This window comes from Acinetobacter lwoffii (genome assembly GCF_015602705.1).
Classification (GTDB): domain Bacteria; phylum Pseudomonadota; class Gammaproteobacteria; order Pseudomonadales; family Moraxellaceae; genus Acinetobacter; species Acinetobacter lwoffii_E.
Genome location: NZ_CP059081.1, coordinates 2674717 through 2691165, shown reverse-complemented (window position 1 = coordinate 2691165; position 16449 = coordinate 2674717). Strand labels below are relative to the sequence as shown.

The window sequence follows — 16449 nt, the reverse complement described above, 5'->3', positions numbered from 1 at the left end:
GAATATGAATGATTTCGGTGGTCTGACGCAACAGCGTTGAGCAAAATTTTGGAAAATTAGAGCATTACAATGCCTGCATATCAGTTTATTGCGCTTGATGCTTCAGGAAAGCAGCAAAAAGGCGTGCTGGAGGGGGATTCTGCACGTCAGATCCGGCAACAATTACGGGATAAAGCACTTATTCCGGTCTCTGTTGATCCTGTCGAAAAAAAAGACCTACAGCATCGACGAAAATGGTTTGAAAAAAGCATCACGGCCTACGATCTGGCTCTGATGACCCGGCAGCTATCTGTGCTGGTCGCAGCCGCGATTCCACTGGAAGAAGCGATTCGCGCCGTCGGCAAGCAAAGCGAAAAAGTGCATGTGCAAAACCTGTTAATGTCGGTGCGCTCCAAGGTGCTGGAAGGGCATAGTCTGGCGCAGGGCTTGCAGCAATCCGGACGTTTCCCAGAACTGTATATTGCCACAATTGCCGCCGGTGAACGTTCCGGGCATTTAGACCTGATTCTGGACCAACTGGCAGACTATACCGAAAACCGCTTTGCCATGCAGAAAAAAATCCAAGGCGCAATGATCTATCCGATTATTCTGATGCTGATGTCCTTTGCGATCGTGATGGGGCTGATGACCTATGTGGTGCCAGATATCGTCAAGACTTTTGACCAGAGTAAAGATGCCTTGCCCTGGATTACCGTGGCCTTGATGAAAGCCAGCGATTTCATTCGCATTGCCTGGCCATTTTTATTGATCGGTGGTGCTTTGGGGATTTTCCTGTTGGTCCGGTTTTTAAGAACCACTGCCGGGCATTATGCCTTTGACCGTCTGACCTTAAAATTACCTTTATTCGGCAAATTGTCACGCGGGATTAATGCTGCACGTTTTGCCAGTACCTTATCCATTTTGACCCAATCTGGCGTGCCGCTGGTCGATGCATTGCGGATTGGTGCCGCAGTAAGTAACAACTGGGTGATCCGTGATGCTGTCAATCTGGCAGCGGAAAAAGTCACTGAAGGTGGTAACCTGGCAACCCAACTGGAACGCAGTGGTTATTTCCCGCCGATGATGGTACAAATGATCAAAAGTGGTGAAGCGTCCGGTGAACTGGACCGCATGCTGGAACGTGCTTCACAGATGCAGGATCGCGAAGTGACCACCCTGATTTCAACTTTACTGGCCTTGCTGGAACCTTTAATGCTGGTACTGATGGCCAGTATTGTTCTGGTGATTGTGATTGCGGTCATGCTGCCAATTGTGAATATGAATAATATGATTTAAACAGAAGCCAGTTAGAATTTTGCTGTGATCAAGATTCAAGTGGAAATTCTGAATGATGCAAATAAATGAGAGAGATTGAATGAAAAGGAATCAATTAAATAAACAGACAGGCTTTACCTTAATCGAAGTCATGGTGGTGATTGTTATTCTCGGTGTGCTTGCTGCGCTGATCGTTCCGAACGTGATGGGACGTGGTGAAAAGGCCAAAGTCGATACCACCGTGATCAAGTTACAAAGCATTGCAGGTTCACTGGATCAATACAAGCTGGACAATGGCAAGTATCCAAGTATGCAGGAAGGCGGTCTGGATGCACTGGTGAATCAGCCAGCGACTGCAAAAAACTGGGTGCCAGGCGGTTATGTCAAAGGCGGTTTTCCAAAAGACAGCTGGGATAATGAACTGCAATATGTGATTCCCGGCACCGATGGTCGCAGCTTCGATCTGTATTCATTTGGTGCAGATGGTCAATCGGGTGGTGAAGGAACAGATGCTGATATTTATTACCAGCCTTAATTGAGAATCATTATAAATTCTCGATAGATAGCATATATCACTTCACTGAATAAGCTATTTCAATACGAAGTGAAGTGATAATAAATCTTAATTATTAAATATAATGTAAGTTAATGATATTTATAATAATGAAATAATAAAAACGATATGCGAGTTATAATAAGAATTATTCCCATATTTATCTATTACAATTCTCGTAAAATATGAATAAATATACACTTTCTATTTATATAAAAAAGCTCATAATGATCTAAATGGCACTTGACTCGCCAACGGAGAAGCACATGAAAGCATTTATTCTGGGAGATGAAATCAATCAATTTCATTGGTCGATGCTGAAATCTGTTCTTCTGGTTTTAAGCATGTTGCCGATCAGTCAGGGTATTGTCCATTTATGGCAGAGCACCGAAGGCAGCAGCCAGATTATGGTGGCTTTTTTTGCTATCAGCTTGATGAGCAGTTTATTGGCCCTGTGTTTCTGGTCAGCATTAAATGCGAGTGTAATCCGCATTCAAGCCGAACAAGGTTCAGCATTTGAGCAGACATTGGTTAACCTGTATCGTCATGTGCCGATGTTGTCTCTTGCCAGTATGGTGTGTTATCTGGCTATACAGTTTTAAGTTTTAAAGAGATAAAAAACCGAGGCTGTGACCTCGGTTTTTTATTGCCTTGAGTGTTCTTCGCTTTCATAAAGGGAGCTTAGGAGGGATTGATAAGGTGCTATATTCAGGAATCCCCTAAATCCCTCTTTGTAAAAGAGGGACTTGAAGAAATTATCTTCTTGACTTAAAGCTGACATCCACTTTACGTGGACGGAAGCGCCATCCAATAAGCAAAAGCAGAACTGAGAAGATCATCACTGGCCAATCACTGAGTTTCATATACAGCGTTTCGCCCTGCATGGCTGGAAGTTCACCACGTAATACCGCTTCCTGATCCACCGGGGCTTTTTTCACGATGTGGCCATTGTGGTCAATAAAGGCGGTTACACCGGTATTGGTGGCGCGAATAAACCAGCGGCCATTTTCTTTAGCACGCATTTGCACCATTTGCAGATGCTGTAATGGTCCTGCCGTGCCGGTAAACCAGGCATCATTAGACACGGTCACCAGAAAATCACTTTGGCTGGCATTGCGACGGGTCAAATGCGGGTAGGCCACTTCATAGCAAATTGCAGAACCCAATGGATGATTTTTCACATTCAATGGTTTTTGATGATCTGCGCCCCGGGTAAAACCACTCATGGAAGGATCATTTTGCAGACCTGGCAAGACCCAGCTCAGCCAGCCTGATAAGGGGATATATTCACCAAAGGGAACCAGTCGTTGCTTCTTGTATAGCCCATCAGATTCATTTCCGCTGGCCATAATGCTATTGTAATATTTTGGATAGCCTGCAGCCTGTGATTCTGCTAAATCCCAATATGGAATGCCGGTTACCCATGCAGTGCCTGATTTTTCAGCTTGTACTTTCATGGCCTCCAGAAAGGCTTCAATATCAGTCTGGAACATGGGAATCGAAGATTCCGGCCAGACGATCAGATCACGACCCCATTCGGTTTTACTCAAATTGGCATAAATCAATAAGGTCTTTACCTGATATTCAGTCAGCCATTTCAAGTCTTGCGGAATATTGCCCTGAATCAGGGAAACCGTTAAAGGCTTTTGATTTTTTTGCTCAACAAACGTCAGCTGTGCTGCGCCCCAGGCACCAAGTAACAAGATGGCGGAAGGAATGGCCCAGAACAGGCGTCTATTCAGGATCTCAACCAGCGCACAGGCCAGAATGATCACCACGAAAGATACCCCAAACACCCCGAATAATGGCGCATAAGCATCTAGGTAGCGTTCGGTAAAGGCATAACCAGCAAACAGCCATGGGAATCCGGTAAAGACCCAGGTCTTGGACCATTCAAACAGCACCCAGAGCGGGGCAAAGGTTAAAGGTGTTTCCGGGAAAAAGCGGCGATAGACAAACGTTTGAACGGCACTAAACAGACCCATCACCAGCGCCATAATCAGGATCATCACGACGCTGAGAAATGCACTGGTATCGCCATAGACATGAATTGAGGTATACAGCCAGAATGCGCCGACAAACCACAAGCCAATCCCATAAGCCCAGCCAATGCCAAAGGCCTGTTTTGCGCTACGTCCGCGCAGGCAAGCATAGAGCAGTGCTGGAGACAGAATCGCCAGCCACCAGTAATGATAAGGGGCTAGTGCCAAACTAAAGATAGCACCTGCAAATAAGGCAATTAAAACAGGATAGATTAGCGGCAAAGGTCTTTGCTGTTGAGACGAACTCAACAGCTTATCGAAATACGCTCTCATTGGCGCACGGCTCGAATTAGATGAATAGAGCGTGAATCCGCCTCAAGAATGGTAAATTGCCAGTTTTCCAGTTCAATGGTTTGACCTTCAAGGTCACTCACCAGACCAATTTCCTGTAATAACAAGCCGCCCATGGTTTCCACTTCATCATCAGGGAAAGTCGCATCCAGCATATTATTGAAATACTCAATCGGAGTCAGGGCTTGGACTACCCAGGTATTGGCGGTAGTCGGGTCGTTATCCGGAACAATGTAGTATGCTTCTTCGTCAGCATTGTCATGTTCATCTTCAATTTCACCGACAATTTCTTCCAGAATATCTTCCAGTGTCACCAGACCCGAAGTCGTACCGTATTCATCAATCACCACCGCAATATGCGTCTGGGTATTCTTTAACATGCGCAGCACCTGATCGGAGCGGGCACTTTCCGGAACAAACAAAGGTTGACGCATGAGCGCGCGAATATCGACCTTGGCCGTCGGTTCAGTCAGAAAAGGCAATAAATCCTTGGCCAATAGAATGCCGACTACATTATCGGTCTGATCGGATGAAAATACCGGAAAACGTGAATGCGCAGACTCGACCAGTACATGCAGGATATCCAGCAGTTGATCATCTTCCTGTAAGCTGATCATGGACGTGCGAGGCGTCATGACTTCACGAATTTTGGTTGCCGGGAGGTCAAGAACGCCCTCAAGCATGGCAACAGTATCGGGTTCTAAAAATCGACGTGAATCTTGTACTAATTTTAGCAGTTCGTCGCGAGTTTCGGGTGCAGTTCCCAGCCATTTGCGTAAGCCGCGCATACCCCACGACGGGCCTGATTCCTCGTGCATGATTTTTCCTGAAGACTCTTAATATCTAAAAAAACGTGGTTTTATCATACCGCAGAAAATACGCTTGTCTATTGTAAATATGATGCACAGTCTTGATCGCGTGAGTCAGCGCTGATTTTAAAACTGGCCACGTATGCAAAGCAGCAATGTAATCGCAGCTTTATGCTAAAATATGACGGTCTTTCCATCCTGAGTCTATCGATGTCCCCAACTGAAATTATTCCAAGTCTGCAATTGAATACCCGAGGTTTGCGTTGTCCTGAGCCGGTAATGATGTTGCATCAGGCGATCCGTAAATCCAAGGCAGGTGATGTAGTTGAGGTGTTTGCCACGGATAATTCAACGTCGTGGGATATTCCAAAATTCTGTATGCATTTGGGGCATGAGTTGCTCTTGCAGGAAGAACGTCTGGATGAAAATGGTAATAAAGAATTTCATTATTTAGTGAAGAAAGGCTAATAAATGAAAAAAATGCATAACTTTAAAGTTATGCATCTTAGTTTAATTAAAAAAATAAAGTATGGTAAATGCTATAATTTTGAAAAGTTGAAAATTATTAATAATGGAAAAATTAAAATACTTAATAGGAATATTTTTCCTTTCACTTGTTAATGTTACTGCCCGAGCTGAAGAAGTTTATGCAGTATCTGAGAATATTCGAGATTTAGATAATATAGAAAATCGTATTTTTAGAGATATAGATTTAATGATTTTTTTGCCCTCTGAAAATGAATGGAAAGCTCTACAAGGAATTGAATATTTATATTGCTCTGTAGTGGCTGATATTTTAGATGATAGAGACAATGCTAAGATTTTTTATAAAGATGGAATGGATTTTTTAGATTTTCATGCTAAAGAATTTGTAAGTGATAAATCTTCAATCAAACGTTCGATGATTTTAGAGAGAGTTGATCATATAGCATCGAAGTATTATTTTTTTGATCAAAAAGAGACTTTTAAAGGAGCACTTTTTGCGACTTTATTTAATAATATTGAAGATACATATGTATCAGTTGGACCTACTAGACACTTAGTAGCTTTAAAATTTAGGTCTTCGTATGAAAGACATTGTAAAAAATAAACCCGCTTTAAAGCGGGTTTATTTTTATCTCATATGAGAGATTACATATTTGGATAGTTCGGACCACCGCCACCTTCCGGTGTTACCCAGGTGATGTTCTGAGATGGATCCTTGATGTCACAGGTCTTGCAGTGCACACAGTTGGCTGCATTGATCTGGAAACGCTTAGAACCGTCATTATTTTCCATGATTTCATAGACACCCGCTGGGCAGTAACGCTGCGCAGGTTCATCCCATGTCGGTAGGTTGACTTCCACCGGAATGGACGGGTCAGTCAGTTTCAAATGCGCTGGCTGGTTCTCTTCATGCACGGTATTCGATACAAACACCGAAGACAAACGGTCAAAGGTCAGCTTGCCATCCGGCTTTGGATAGTTTGGCTTGAAGCTTTCAGCCGCCTGGGTTTTCAACGCAGCATGGTCCTGAACCAGATCATGCAAGGTGAAAGGCACTTTAAACACGTTCTGGTCGATAAAGTTAAAGGCACCACCGATCCATTGACCGAACTTGTGCATTGCCGGGCCAAAGTTACGCGAGTTGTATAACTCTTCTTTTAACCAGCTGTTGTTAAACTTGTCGGTATACGCGGTCAGTTCTTTCACGAAGAAATCTTCACCTTCCACTACACGCGCAACCGCCAGATCACCACCTTTTTCTACACCGGCAGCAATCGCTTCAAACACCGCTTCACCGCAGAGCATGCCGGATTTCATGGCAGTATGAGAACCTTTAATCTTGGCAAAGTTCAGGAAGCCTGCATCATCCCCAATTAACGAGCCACCCGGGAAGGTGAATTTTGGCAGCGAGTTAAAGCCACCTTTGGTCACGGCACGCGCACCATAAGAAATACGCTTACCACCTTCCAGATACTGCTTGATCAATGGATGGGTTTTCCAGCGCTGCATTTCCATGAAGGGATACATATGCGGGTTGGTGTAAGACAGATCTACGATCATGCCCAGAGTCACCTGGTTATTCTCAGCATGGTATAACCACCAGCCACCTGAAGAACCAGTTTCATTTAGTGGCCAGCCGGCACCGTGCATCACCAGACCCGGTTTATGCTTGGCAGGATCGATTTCCCAAAGCTCTTTAATGCCGATACCGTAGTGTTGCGGATCAGCGTCCTTGTCCAGGTTGAACTTCTGGATCAGACGTTTACCTAAGTGACCACGACAGCCTTCAGCGAAAATTGTGTATTTGGCATGCAGTTCATAACCCGGGGTAAAGTTATGCGTTGGTTCGCCATCTTTACCAATACCCATATCACCGGTTTGGATGCCTTTGACTGTACCATCGGCATGATACAGAATTTCAGACGCGGCAAAGCCCGGAAAGATCGACACTTCCAGTTCTTCCGCTTTCTGGCCTAACCAGCGCACCACATTGCCCAGTGAAATGACATAGTTGCCATCGTTATGCATGGTTTTAGGCACCATCCAGTGCGGTGCTTCCTGTGATTTTTCATCTGAAAGCAGGAAGAAGGTTTTATCTTCAGTCACCGGGACATTCAGCGGGGCACCCTGTTCTTTCCAGTCGGGGAACAGCTCGTTCATGGCACGTGGTTCAAGCACAGCACCAGACAGAATATGCGCACCGACTTCGGAGCCTTTTTCTACGACACAAACGGACAAATCGTTTAAGTTGTTTTCAATTGCAAGTTGACGGATTTTGATCGCAGCAGAAAGACCCGCAGGGCCTGCGCCTACGATGACGACGTCAAACTCCATCGATTCACGTTCGATGTGTTCCATGTAGGACTCCTCATATTACTATTCGGTGGCAACCATAATCATATGATTGGGTGCTGCCATAAGTGTTCTTGGTTCCTAGACACAAAAATGCTGGTGTCTTTGATAATCTGGGCTAGTATAGTTTTAAAGCCGGTTTTAGCCAATTGGCTGAAACATATTATTTTTCCGTCATTAAGGTCTTCTTTTATGGATAAGCCAGTACCCAGCACAAATCCGACGAAAAAAGTAACTTATCCCGATGATAAAAATTTAATGGATATCGCACAATACTTAAAAGATGCACAGGGCAGTCACAAAAGGTCAATACCCCCTTTGGAGCAATGGCAGCCAAAGCATTGTGGCACAATGGATCTCAAGGTTTTAGCCAACGGCGAATGGTGGCACGAAGGTCAATTGATCAAGCGTCAGCCGATGATTGACCTGTTTGCAACGGTGCTCTGGAAAGAAAACGATAAATTCTATCTAAAAACACCAGTAGAAATGATTGAAATCGAAGTTGAAGATGAACCTTTATTTGTCAATCAGGTCGATCAGGTTGAGATCAATGGAGTGACTTATCTGCAACTGGGCACGACCACGCAAGACCTGATTATTGTCGATGCTGAACATCCGATCTTCATGCGTGAATATAAAGGTGAACTACGGCCTTATGTGCATGTGCGTTTTGGGATTAATGCCCTGATTCAGCGTGCGGCATTTTTACATCTGGTCGAGATGGGAGAGCTTGATGAAAATCCGGCAGGCGAAACCGTTTTAAGTTTGAAAAGTGGTGATTTAGACTTGCATTTGAGCACCTGAGGTTTAAGCTTGATCGCTAGAAATTTCAAACAAGCTACCTGCAACGTTATGAGCGCTATTCAACCAATTTGCCAGCTATTAGACCCGATGCCCAATGCCACGGCAGATGCGCCGATTGGTATTTTTGACTCAGGCGTAGGCGGCTTGTCAGTCGCCTTGGAAATTGCCCGCCATTTGCCCAATGAGCGCTTTGTCTATTATGCAGATACTGCGCATGTGCCTTATGGCCCGAGAGATGATCAGGAAATTCGTGCCCTGACGGCTCAGGCGATTGAATGGCTTTATCGTCAAGGTTGTAAAGTTGCGGTGGTGGCGTGTAATACCGCTTCCGCTTTTAGTCTGGATTATTTGCGTGACTATTATGGTGAAAACTTTCCGATTATCGGTTTAGTACCCGCACTTAAACCGGCAGTCCTGAATACCCAGTCGAAAACTGTGGCAGTACTGGCCACGCCTGCAACCTTCCGCGGCCAGCTGATTAAAGATGTGATTTCCCGTTTTGCCGAACCGGCTCAAGTCAAAGTCCTGCCTGTGACCAGTCTGGATCTGGTGCCTTTTGTTGAGGCTGGAGAGCAGATGAGTGCAGCCTGTTTGCAGACATTAAAAGAGATTTTACAACCAGTTGTAGATCAGGGCGCTGATTATTTAGTGTTAGGATGTACACATTACCCCTTCCTAAAATCGTCAATTCAGTATATTTTTGGTCAAAAGCTGACATTAATTGACTCAGGATTCGCGGTTGCAAGACAAACGGCCCGAATTTTAATTAAAAATGGGTTATTATTTGAGCATGAGTCTAAAGAAAGCGTGAAAATTGAATTGGTGGTGAGTGGGCAGAATGCTGAACAGCTCCGACCGATTTTGCAGCACCTGATTCCGGCCGATTTAAAATGGCAGGTCAGTAATATGAGTGCAGTCTAAAACTCATTTTTATAATTTAAGAAGAAAGATATTTTGATTTTGGGGTGGCCATATTGGGTAAAGAAGCATGTGATGATGCATTTTTTACCCAAATGTACAGGAGAAGAGGATAGCCCATGCTGGATAAACGGTACCAAGTGTTCATCTCAACCTCTGGGGCAGAAATGCAACCGGAGCGTATCATTCTGTCTCAAACACTGGTAGGAATGGGGTTTTTCTCGTGGGGACTGGAACAGCGTACACCGCTGAATACTGCATTTGCACGCCGCCAGATTGATGACTGTGATTATGTCGTGATTCTGCTGGGAAGCCAATATGGAGAGCAGTCGGTATCGGGTGTTGGCTATATGCATCTCGAATATATTTATGCAGTGACCAAGCAAAAACCGATTATTGTGTTTATGCATGATGATCCGGCATCACGTGAAAGTGCATTGCATGATGCCAAACCGGAATTACAGGAAAAATTTAAGGAATTCCGTCAGTTATTACAGCAGGAAGTCGATCAGGTCTTTACTTACCGCAGCCTGCGAGATCTGGAAATGGCAGTGCGTTTTAACATGCCGCAAATGTTGGAGCGCTATCCGGTGACTGGCTGGGTGCGTCCGCAAAATACTCAGGCGCTACATGACGAGATTGATCAGCTGAAAGCCAAAGTGGCTCAACTGGAACGTGATGGTGGAACTGCAGAAGTTGATCCATTCCTAAGCTTGCCCAAAGTAGCGATGCATGAAATTTTTTCTTTTGAATACCGGATGCATGCTTATCAGGATGGTAACTTCAAGGAAATCAAAGTCCAGAAGAAACTGACTTGGGCGCAATTGTTGGCGTTGCTGGGCTCCACCTTTGTCAATCCGACCCCTGAGGAATTTTTCTCGAAGCGCATGAATGAATATCTGAATGAAACCGGTTTGCAGGATGCACGGGTACAGATGCCGCGTGCACATGCAGTGGCGCGTGCCCAGATGAATATCCGTGCCTTGCATAGTTTAAAAATTCAAATGCGCCAGAATGACTGGATTGTGCCATCCGGTCGTGATGACCGACAGCGCATGCTGTGGCAGATCACGCCAAAAGCGCAAAAATTGCTGGATAGCAGCTTGCTGGATTTAGATCGCACTTTTCAATATAAGTCAGCGTATTAATCCATAGAGAGAATAAATAAAAAGCTGTTAAAGTACAGGGGTTGATATCCTGACGGACGAACTGAATGTATTCTACTGCTAAAGCGAAAGTGACGATTATATTGGCAAACTTGGGCACACCAGATGAGCCTACGATTCCTGCGGTACGCCGTTTTCTCAAGCAGTTTTTATCCGACCAGCGTGTGATTGAAATTCCCAAACCGATTTGGCAAATCATTCTGCGCTTATTCATTTTACCCTTCCGTCCAAAGCGGGTATCACAGGCTTATGCACAAGTATGGGGACAGGATTCACCGATGCGTGAAATTCTGTTTGAGCAGGTCAGCGCAGTCAAGACACATCTCACCCAGCTGTATCCACAGTTTGAACTGAATGTGGTGCCCGCCATGACCTATGGCAATCCCAACATTCAGGATGTCTTGGCACAAGTCTCCGCGCAGCCACAGGAACACGTGATTCTATTTCCCCTGTTTCCCCAATATTCAGCCACGTCGACCGCACCTTTATACGATGCAGTGGCGAAATGGGTGGTTCAACAGCGCAATTTACCCGGTTTGACAGTGATCCGGGATTATTATCAACATCCTTTATTTATCCAGTCGCTGGCTCAAAGTGTACGTGACTATCAGGCAATTCATGGTAAGCCAGAAAAATTGTTAATGTCTTTCCACGGCATTCCACAGCCCTATGCCGATAAAGGCGATCCTTATGCCGACCGTTGCCGCATAACTGGTAAGCTGTTAGCTAAAGCCCTGGGTTTAAGCGAAGATCAATATGCGATCAGCTTCCAGTCACGGTTTGGCAAGCAGGAATGGATCAAGCCCTATACCGATGTTTTGCTTGAAGATTGGGCGAAACAGGGGGTGAAATCAATTCAGGTGATGAGTCCGGCATTTTCCGCGGACTGTCTGGAAACGCTTGAAGAGCTGGCAATTGAAAATGCCGAGGCTTTTAAAGCACTCGGCGGTGAAAGCTATAGTTATATTCCTGCTTTAAATAGCCGTGAAGATCATTTGCGATTGCTCAATAGTCTGCTACAGGCTAATCTGGATGCATTGACACAGACACTTGCTCATTAACTTGCCCGAGGTTTTTCACCCCATGTTACAAGTCAAAATTGTTCCGGTTACTGCATTTCAGCAAAACTGTTCCATCATTTGGGATACGGACACCAAAGAAGCCATTTTGATTGATGCAGGGGGCGAACCTGAGAAACTGAAGGCTGAAGTTGAAGTACTGGGTTTAACAGTTAAAGCCTTGTGGTTGACCCATGGTCATCTGGACCATGCGGGTGCTGTGGGCGCGTTAAAAAAGGCTTGGGATGTGCCGGTAATCGGACCGCATAAGGAAGATGCATTCTGGCTTGACATGATTCAGGAAGTTTCTGCACGTTATGGTTTTCCGATTCCGGAAAAAGTCGAAGTGACCCAGTGGCTGGAAGGTGGTGAAGTTCTCACACTCGGCAATGAAGAATTTGAAGTGCGTTTTGCCCCAGGACATACGCCGGGTCACGTGATGTTCTATAACAAAAATTATGACTTGTTATGGACAGGGGATGTATTGTTTAAAGGCTCGATTGGCCGGACTGATTTCCCGCGTGGCAACCATCAACAGCTCTTAGATTCAATTCAGCGAGAATGTTTCAGCCTGCCAGATGAAACCCAATTCATTTCAGGACATGGTCCGATTAGCACCATTGGTTTTGAAAAGCAGCATAATCCTTTTGTTGCAGGTAAAGCGGGTTAAAAGCGTAAATAAAAGACCAATATAGTTTGGTCTTTTATTTTTATTCTGAAAAGGGATTATTGCGAAGTTGTCGCGTTTGCATATGTATGAGCCAAGCGGCAAAAGCAAAAAGCACACCCAATACAATAAATAAACTATCTTGTTGGAAAATGCCGACTCCCAACGAAAGAAGTGCGAGTAGACCAACCCCAATTAATATGACTCTTAAAATAATATAACCTATATTATTGCTCTAAAAATAATGTGAAAATTTAGAGTAGAATAATAATACTAAGGCTTTATGAAAGATGTTAATTCGTGTTGCTTTATCTAAGTAATTTTATAAAATTCATATGATTTATTTACTTAATTTCGACAAGATTGTACTTTCGGACATAAGTCTCGACAGGTAAGACATTTTATTCTTCGCTGTTGTCGGCTTGTGGTGCATCCTGGGTAGGCAAACTATATTCCTCATTGGCCCAAGCCCCCAGATCAATCATTTTGCAACGTTCTGAGCAAAAAGGACGGAATTCATTATCTTCCCATGTGGTCAGCTTGCCACAGCGCGGACAGTTTAAAGTGGTAGGCATGACAATAACTCCAAAGAAAAATAAAGGTTCGATTAGGCAAATATAGCCGCACTTGTTAGACTTATGCGGTTTTTATTAGTTTGATCTGATTATGCCGATTCGTCAATTTCAAGCACAGCGTATGCATGCGCCCCGTGAGTTTCAAAGCATCAGTCCTGAACCGGTCTGCGTCGAAGTGGGAGCGGGTAAAGGTAAACATGCCTTGTTATTCAGCAAGAACAATCCAGACACTCAACTGATTGCAATTGAACGTACCCGGGAAAAATTTCTGGCGATGCAAAAACAGCATGCTGTTGAAGGTCAGAACAATTTACAGACCGTTCATGCCGATGCTTTACCGTGGATCGTGCATGCACTGTATCCGCAGCAGGTAGAACAATTTTTTATTTTATATCCGAATCCTGAACCGCATAATCCGGCGCAGCGCTGGGTCAATATGCCATTTTTTGAGTTTCTGCTTTCCCGCCTGAAAACCGGTGGAACGATTACTTTGGCCAGTAATATTCCTGCCTATATCGAAGAAGCAGAAATACAGGTGCAAGAGCTCTGGAAGCTACCTTTTGTCAAAGAAGTGATTGCTGCAGATTCGGCGCGTACCCATTTTGAAATTAAATATCTGGAGCGCGGTGAACTATGCCAGCAACTGATCATCAGCAAGCCTGAAACTTATGTGACACGTTTTGATGATTTCCAGCCTTTGCAAGGGCAGAATGCCACCGTCTCGGAATAATCAGATGAGCAAACGCATTGCTATTGTGGGCGCAGGCCCCGCAGGCTTAATGGCAGCAGAAGTGCTCAGTCAGTTTGATTATGAGCTGCATGTTTATGAGCAAAAACCGTCTGCTGCGCGTAAATTCCTGATGGCAGGCAAAACCGGTCTGAATATTTCCCATGCCGAGCCTGTGCCACAGTTTGTACAACGTTATGATCAGGTGGAGTGGTTGTCTCCCTGGATCAAACGCTGGGATGCGCTCTGGATTCAAGACTGGATGAAACAGCTCGGTATTGAACCTTATATCGGTTCGTCTGGCCGGGTATTTCCCACAGAGATGAAAGCCGCGCCCTTACTGCGTGCCTGGCTCAAACGTTTAGCCAGTGATGGCGTTCAGTTTCATTACCGGCATAAAGTCAGCCAGTTGCAGCAGCAACAGCTTGAGCTGCATGATCTGAAAAATAATGAACATCGCACTGAATATTTTGATGCCATTATTCTGGCTTGTGGTGCAGTGTCTTGGTCAGCGTTGGGCAGCGATGGGGCATGGCAAGCTTGGTTAAAGCCGGACGAAATTGAGCCATTTCAAGCCAGTAATGCCGGGGTGGAATATCCGTGGTCTCGGTTTATGCAACCGGTCTTTGGTCAACCTTTAAAGCGGGTTGAGGCATGGGGTGGTCAAGGTGAAAAGACCATCGGCGATATCGTGATTAGTCATTATGGTCTGGAAAGCGGCCTGATCTATAAGCAGGGTCGTGGCTTACGCGAGCAACTAAAACAAGGACAGCCGATGCAGCTGCATCTGGACTTATTCCCAAATCAAAGCACTGAACAGCTTACGCAAAAATTACAGCCAAGTAAGAAGCAATCTTTAACTAATCTCTGGCGTAAAGCCGGATTGGACGGTGCCAAGGCGGCCTTAGTACGAGAATTGGTAGCCAAAGCGGTATGGCAAGATGCTGCTGCATTAGCTAAAAAAATTAAACATTTGACCCTTCCACTCGCAGGTTTTCGCCCGATTGAAGAAGCGATTAGCTGTGCAGGTGGTGTCAAGCGTGAAATGTTATCAGAACAGCTACAATTAAAATCCAATCCGCATGTATTTCTGTGCGGAGAAATGCTGGACTGGGATGCACCGACGGGTGGTTATTTGCTGACTGCCTGTTTTGCCACAGGTCGCGCGGCAGGTGAGGGTGTGCATCAGTTTCTGACAGCAGATTAAATTATTTCTGGTGTTTATACTGAGATTCAGGCTCAGCAGAATAGGTCTTGCTCATCCACGCTATTTTAAAGCTGCCAGTTCAGCTTAGATTATTTTTGTATTTGATCTAAGCTGTGTGCCATTCTCGCATCCTAGATTATTCCTTGACTTGCCGGGAAGCGGGTTCTTTCTTGGCGAGATCTGGATATTGCGAACGCCAGCGTTCCAGCTGTTCTTGGGCGTGTAGATATTTCCCCAGACCCTTTACATTCTCACTGGCTTCATTCACGGGCGTAGCTTGAGTCTTGGGAGTATTGAGTAATTTATCCTGATGTTCCCAGTATTGATACATCAAGCCCTGAATATAACGGCCCTGTTCGGTTTTTAGTTCTAAAGCCTTCAACATATTCAATGCTGACTGGACATGATCACGCTGACGTTGCTGGACAAATTCTTCTGTCATATTTTCATCATCGCGCATGCTGTTTAATTCTTTTTCCAAGTCGCTGCTCATTTCCTGAAAGCGCTGTTCATAATCCGTCAATGCAGCAATATCATGCGGATCATCGGCAGTTTTAGGGAAGTCTTTCAGTGGCTCGGTTTTCAGTTCCTGCATGACTTGATCTGAAGCCGTATTATCTGTTGTCGCTTCAGTCGGAGTTTCGGTCGTTTTCTGGTCACATGCCATCAGCAGCATGGCCGCAGCGAACAACAGCGTTCGTGTCATTCCTGGTATTTTATGCATGATCGCCTCCTGTTTTTAATTACTTTTCTTGAACACATAGATATGGGTGACATAAGGAAAATCGATCATTTCCTCTGCGCTTTTGGCTGTATATTGCTGGATGATCTGTTCAAATTGTTGTTTTAACTGTGCCTGCTGCTGTTCAGGCATGGCTGCAATAAAACTAGTCGAGAGCAGCCGCTTGGATACCACCTGCTCGACACTGCCATGCTGTTGCTGGGTCATTGTGGTTTCTGCATAGGGCTGAAATAGCGTTTGCTGTGCAAAGACCTCGCGCCAGGTGCCGCTATGATAGCGCGGCGTATCGCCTTCCAAGGGGGCAATACAATCGGCCAAGGCCTGAACCCAGTCGATCCGAGTATCGCGCTGATTCCAAATTAACACCAGATAACCCTGCGGTTTGAGTACCCGATCTAATTCTTGTAAGGTAGCAGAATCGGCAAACCAGTGAAATGACTGTGCACAAAATACCGCATTCAGGCTATGATCAGGCAGGGGAAGTTGATGGCTAACGCCTTCAAGAGTATGAATGTCCGGATGCGCCTGTTGTAATTGAGCCAGCATTTCCGGGACAGGATCAATCGCGATAATGTGCTTACTGAGCGGGCGTAAATAGGGGATAAACTTGCCGGTGCCGCTGCCCAAATCCAAAAGATGCGCATCTGCAGGCAAAGCCAGCGTTTCACTCAGCCACTGGCTGATTTCTGCCGGATAATCGGGACGCACTTGCTGATAGAGCTCAGCCGACGCACTAAAACCCCGTTTTGCTGCAGGATGTAATGATTGTGTCATATTTTGCGCTTTTTAATCTTTTTG

18 protein-coding genes are annotated in these 16449 nt (G+C 45.1%); 12 read left to right on the top strand and 6 right to left on the bottom strand.

Going from position 1 to position 16449, the window contains the following annotated elements:
* The first annotated feature begins 69 nt into the window (after positions 1-69).
* From gspF to H0S56_RS12825, 3 genes are all read left to right on the top strand, one after another.
* The gene (gspF, locus tag H0S56_RS12835; RefSeq protein WP_195725226.1) at positions 70-1275 is read left to right on the top strand and encodes a type II secretion system inner membrane protein GspF; all 1206 of its coding nucleotides are present in this window, start codon (positions 70-72) and stop codon (positions 1273-1275) included.
* A 79-nt stretch (positions 1276-1354) separates the two neighbouring features.
* Complete coding sequence (gene gspG, locus H0S56_RS12830) at positions 1355-1789, top strand: type II secretion system major pseudopilin GspG (protein ID WP_004278567.1); 435 nt, start codon at positions 1355-1357, stop codon at positions 1787-1789.
* Between the two features lie 284 nt (positions 1790-2073).
* Entirely contained in the window at positions 2074-2409 is a 336-nt protein-coding gene (locus tag H0S56_RS12825) for a hypothetical protein (protein ID WP_195725225.1), read from the top strand.
* A gap of 153 nt (positions 2410-2562) precedes the next feature.
* On the opposite strand, the gene lnt is transcribed toward H0S56_RS12825, so the two are convergent.
* Positions 2563-4122, bottom strand: coding sequence for an apolipoprotein N-acyltransferase (gene lnt / locus H0S56_RS12820; RefSeq protein WP_195725224.1), 1560 nt, complete (start codon positions 4120-4122; stop codon positions 2563-2565).
* A complete protein-coding gene (locus H0S56_RS12815) occupies positions 4119-4958 on the bottom strand; it encodes an HlyC/CorC family transporter (RefSeq protein ID WP_004278564.1) in 840 nt (279 codons plus the stop codon). The genes lnt and H0S56_RS12815 overlap by 4 nt, the downstream gene beginning before the upstream one ends.
* Positions 4959-5159: 201 nt before the next feature.
* On the opposite strand from H0S56_RS12815, the gene tusA reads away from it, so the two are divergent.
* Positions 5160-5417: a sulfurtransferase TusA gene (tusA, locus tag H0S56_RS12810; RefSeq protein WP_004278563.1), complete on the top strand. Its 258-nt coding sequence runs from the start codon at positions 5160-5162 to the stop codon at positions 5415-5417.
* A 103-nt stretch (positions 5418-5520) separates the two neighbouring features.
* Positions 5521-6039, top strand: a complete 519-nt coding sequence (locus H0S56_RS12805; RefSeq protein WP_195725223.1) for a hypothetical protein — start codon at positions 5521-5523, stop codon at positions 6037-6039.
* Between the two features lie 41 nt (positions 6040-6080).
* On the opposite strand, the gene H0S56_RS12800 is transcribed toward H0S56_RS12805, so the two are convergent.
* Positions 6081-7793 carry an electron transfer flavoprotein-ubiquinone oxidoreductase gene (locus H0S56_RS12800; RefSeq protein WP_195725222.1) on the bottom strand — a complete coding sequence of 571 codons (1713 nt, stop codon included), beginning with the start codon at positions 7791-7793 and terminating at the stop codon, positions 6081-6083.
* A 186-nt stretch (positions 7794-7979) separates the two neighbouring features.
* On the opposite strand from H0S56_RS12800, the gene H0S56_RS12795 reads away from it, so the two are divergent.
* From H0S56_RS12795 to H0S56_RS12775, 5 genes are all read left to right on the top strand, one after another.
* Complete coding sequence (locus H0S56_RS12795; protein ID WP_004278560.1) at positions 7980-8591, top strand: DUF1285 domain-containing protein; 612 nt, start codon at positions 7980-7982, stop codon at positions 8589-8591.
* A 48-nt stretch (positions 8592-8639) separates the two neighbouring features.
* Positions 8640-9512 carry a glutamate racemase gene (gene murI / locus H0S56_RS12790; RefSeq protein WP_195725221.1) on the top strand — a complete coding sequence of 291 codons (873 nt, stop codon included), beginning with the start codon at positions 8640-8642 and terminating at the stop codon, positions 9510-9512.
* A 116-nt stretch (positions 9513-9628) separates the two neighbouring features.
* Entirely contained in the window at positions 9629-10657 is a 1029-nt protein-coding gene (locus H0S56_RS12785) for a DUF4062 domain-containing protein (protein WP_005102932.1), read from the top strand.
* Between the two features lie 65 nt (positions 10658-10722).
* On the top strand, positions 10723-11736 hold the full coding sequence (gene hemH / locus H0S56_RS12780; protein ID WP_005250516.1) for a ferrochelatase: 1014 nt from the start codon (positions 10723-10725) through the stop codon (positions 11734-11736).
* A gap of 22 nt (positions 11737-11758) precedes the next feature.
* Entirely contained in the window at positions 11759-12403 is a 645-nt protein-coding gene (locus H0S56_RS12775; protein ID WP_195725220.1) for an MBL fold metallo-hydrolase, read from the top strand.
* Between the two features lie 398 nt (positions 12404-12801).
* Here H0S56_RS12775 and H0S56_RS12770 read toward each other — a convergent pair whose 3' ends face one another.
* Positions 12802-12975, bottom strand: a complete 174-nt coding sequence (locus tag H0S56_RS12770; protein ID WP_004278554.1) for a DNA gyrase inhibitor YacG — start codon at positions 12973-12975, stop codon at positions 12802-12804.
* A gap of 85 nt (positions 12976-13060) precedes the next feature.
* Here H0S56_RS12770 and H0S56_RS12765 point away from each other — a divergent pair, with 85 nt between their 5' ends.
* Both H0S56_RS12765 and H0S56_RS12760 read left to right on the top strand, forming a co-directional pair.
* Positions 13061-13705, top strand: a complete 645-nt coding sequence (locus H0S56_RS12765; RefSeq protein ID WP_195726091.1) for a class I SAM-dependent methyltransferase — start codon at positions 13061-13063, stop codon at positions 13703-13705.
* A gap of 4 nt (positions 13706-13709) precedes the next feature.
* Positions 13710-14909, top strand: a complete 1200-nt coding sequence (locus tag H0S56_RS12760; protein WP_195725219.1) for a TIGR03862 family flavoprotein — start codon at positions 13710-13712, stop codon at positions 14907-14909.
* A gap of 136 nt (positions 14910-15045) precedes the next feature.
* Here H0S56_RS12760 and H0S56_RS12755 read toward each other — a convergent pair whose 3' ends face one another.
* Positions 15046-15633, bottom strand: a complete 588-nt coding sequence (locus H0S56_RS12755) for a hypothetical protein (RefSeq protein WP_004647351.1) — start codon at positions 15631-15633, stop codon at positions 15046-15048.
* Between the two features lie 15 nt (positions 15634-15648).
* Complete coding sequence (locus tag H0S56_RS12750; RefSeq protein ID WP_005102950.1) at positions 15649-16425, bottom strand: class I SAM-dependent methyltransferase; 777 nt, start codon at positions 16423-16425, stop codon at positions 15649-15651.
* Positions 16426-16449 lie beyond the last annotated feature (24 nt).

Coding starts and splice junctions, on each gene's coding strand:
- H0S56_RS12750 (WP_005102950.1), bottom strand. CDS start 16,425: ATGACACAATCATTACATCCTGCAGCAAAACGGGGTTTTAGTGCGTCG.
- H0S56_RS12770 (WP_004278554.1), bottom strand. CDS start 12,975: ATGCCTACCACTTTAAACTGTCCGCGCTGTGGCAAGCTGACCACATGG.
- tusA (WP_004278563.1), top strand. CDS start 5,160: ATGTCCCCAACTGAAATTATTCCAAGTCTGCAATTGAATACCCGAGGT.
- hemH (WP_005250516.1), top strand. CDS start 10,723: ATGTATTCTACTGCTAAAGCGAAAGTGACGATTATATTGGCAAACTTG.
- murI (WP_195725221.1), top strand. CDS start 8,640: ATGAGCGCTATTCAACCAATTTGCCAGCTATTAGACCCGATGCCCAAT.
- H0S56_RS12755 (WP_004647351.1), bottom strand. CDS start 15,633: ATGCATAAAATACCAGGAATGACACGAACGCTGTTGTTCGCTGCGGCC.
- gspF (WP_195725226.1), top strand. CDS start 70: ATGCCTGCATATCAGTTTATTGCGCTTGATGCTTCAGGAAAGCAGCAA.
- H0S56_RS12805 (WP_195725223.1), top strand. CDS start 5,521: ATGGAAAAATTAAAATACTTAATAGGAATATTTTTCCTTTCACTTGTT.
- H0S56_RS12815 (WP_004278564.1), bottom strand. CDS start 4,958: ATGCACGAGGAATCAGGCCCGTCGTGGGGTATGCGCGGCTTACGCAAA.
- H0S56_RS12795 (WP_004278560.1), top strand. CDS start 7,980: ATGGATAAGCCAGTACCCAGCACAAATCCGACGAAAAAAGTAACTTAT.
- H0S56_RS12785 (WP_005102932.1), top strand. CDS start 9,629: ATGCTGGATAAACGGTACCAAGTGTTCATCTCAACCTCTGGGGCAGAA.
- H0S56_RS12800 (WP_195725222.1), bottom strand. CDS start 7,793: ATGGAACACATCGAACGTGAATCGATGGAGTTTGACGTCGTCATCGTA.
- H0S56_RS12775 (WP_195725220.1), top strand. CDS start 11,759: ATGTTACAAGTCAAAATTGTTCCGGTTACTGCATTTCAGCAAAACTGT.
- H0S56_RS12825 (WP_195725225.1), top strand. CDS start 2,074: ATGAAAGCATTTATTCTGGGAGATGAAATCAATCAATTTCATTGGTCG.
- lnt (WP_195725224.1), bottom strand. CDS start 4,122: ATGAGAGCGTATTTCGATAAGCTGTTGAGTTCGTCTCAACAGCAAAGA.
- H0S56_RS12760 (WP_195725219.1), top strand. CDS start 13,710: ATGAGCAAACGCATTGCTATTGTGGGCGCAGGCCCCGCAGGCTTAATG.
- gspG (WP_004278567.1), top strand. CDS start 1,355: ATGAAAAGGAATCAATTAAATAAACAGACAGGCTTTACCTTAATCGAA.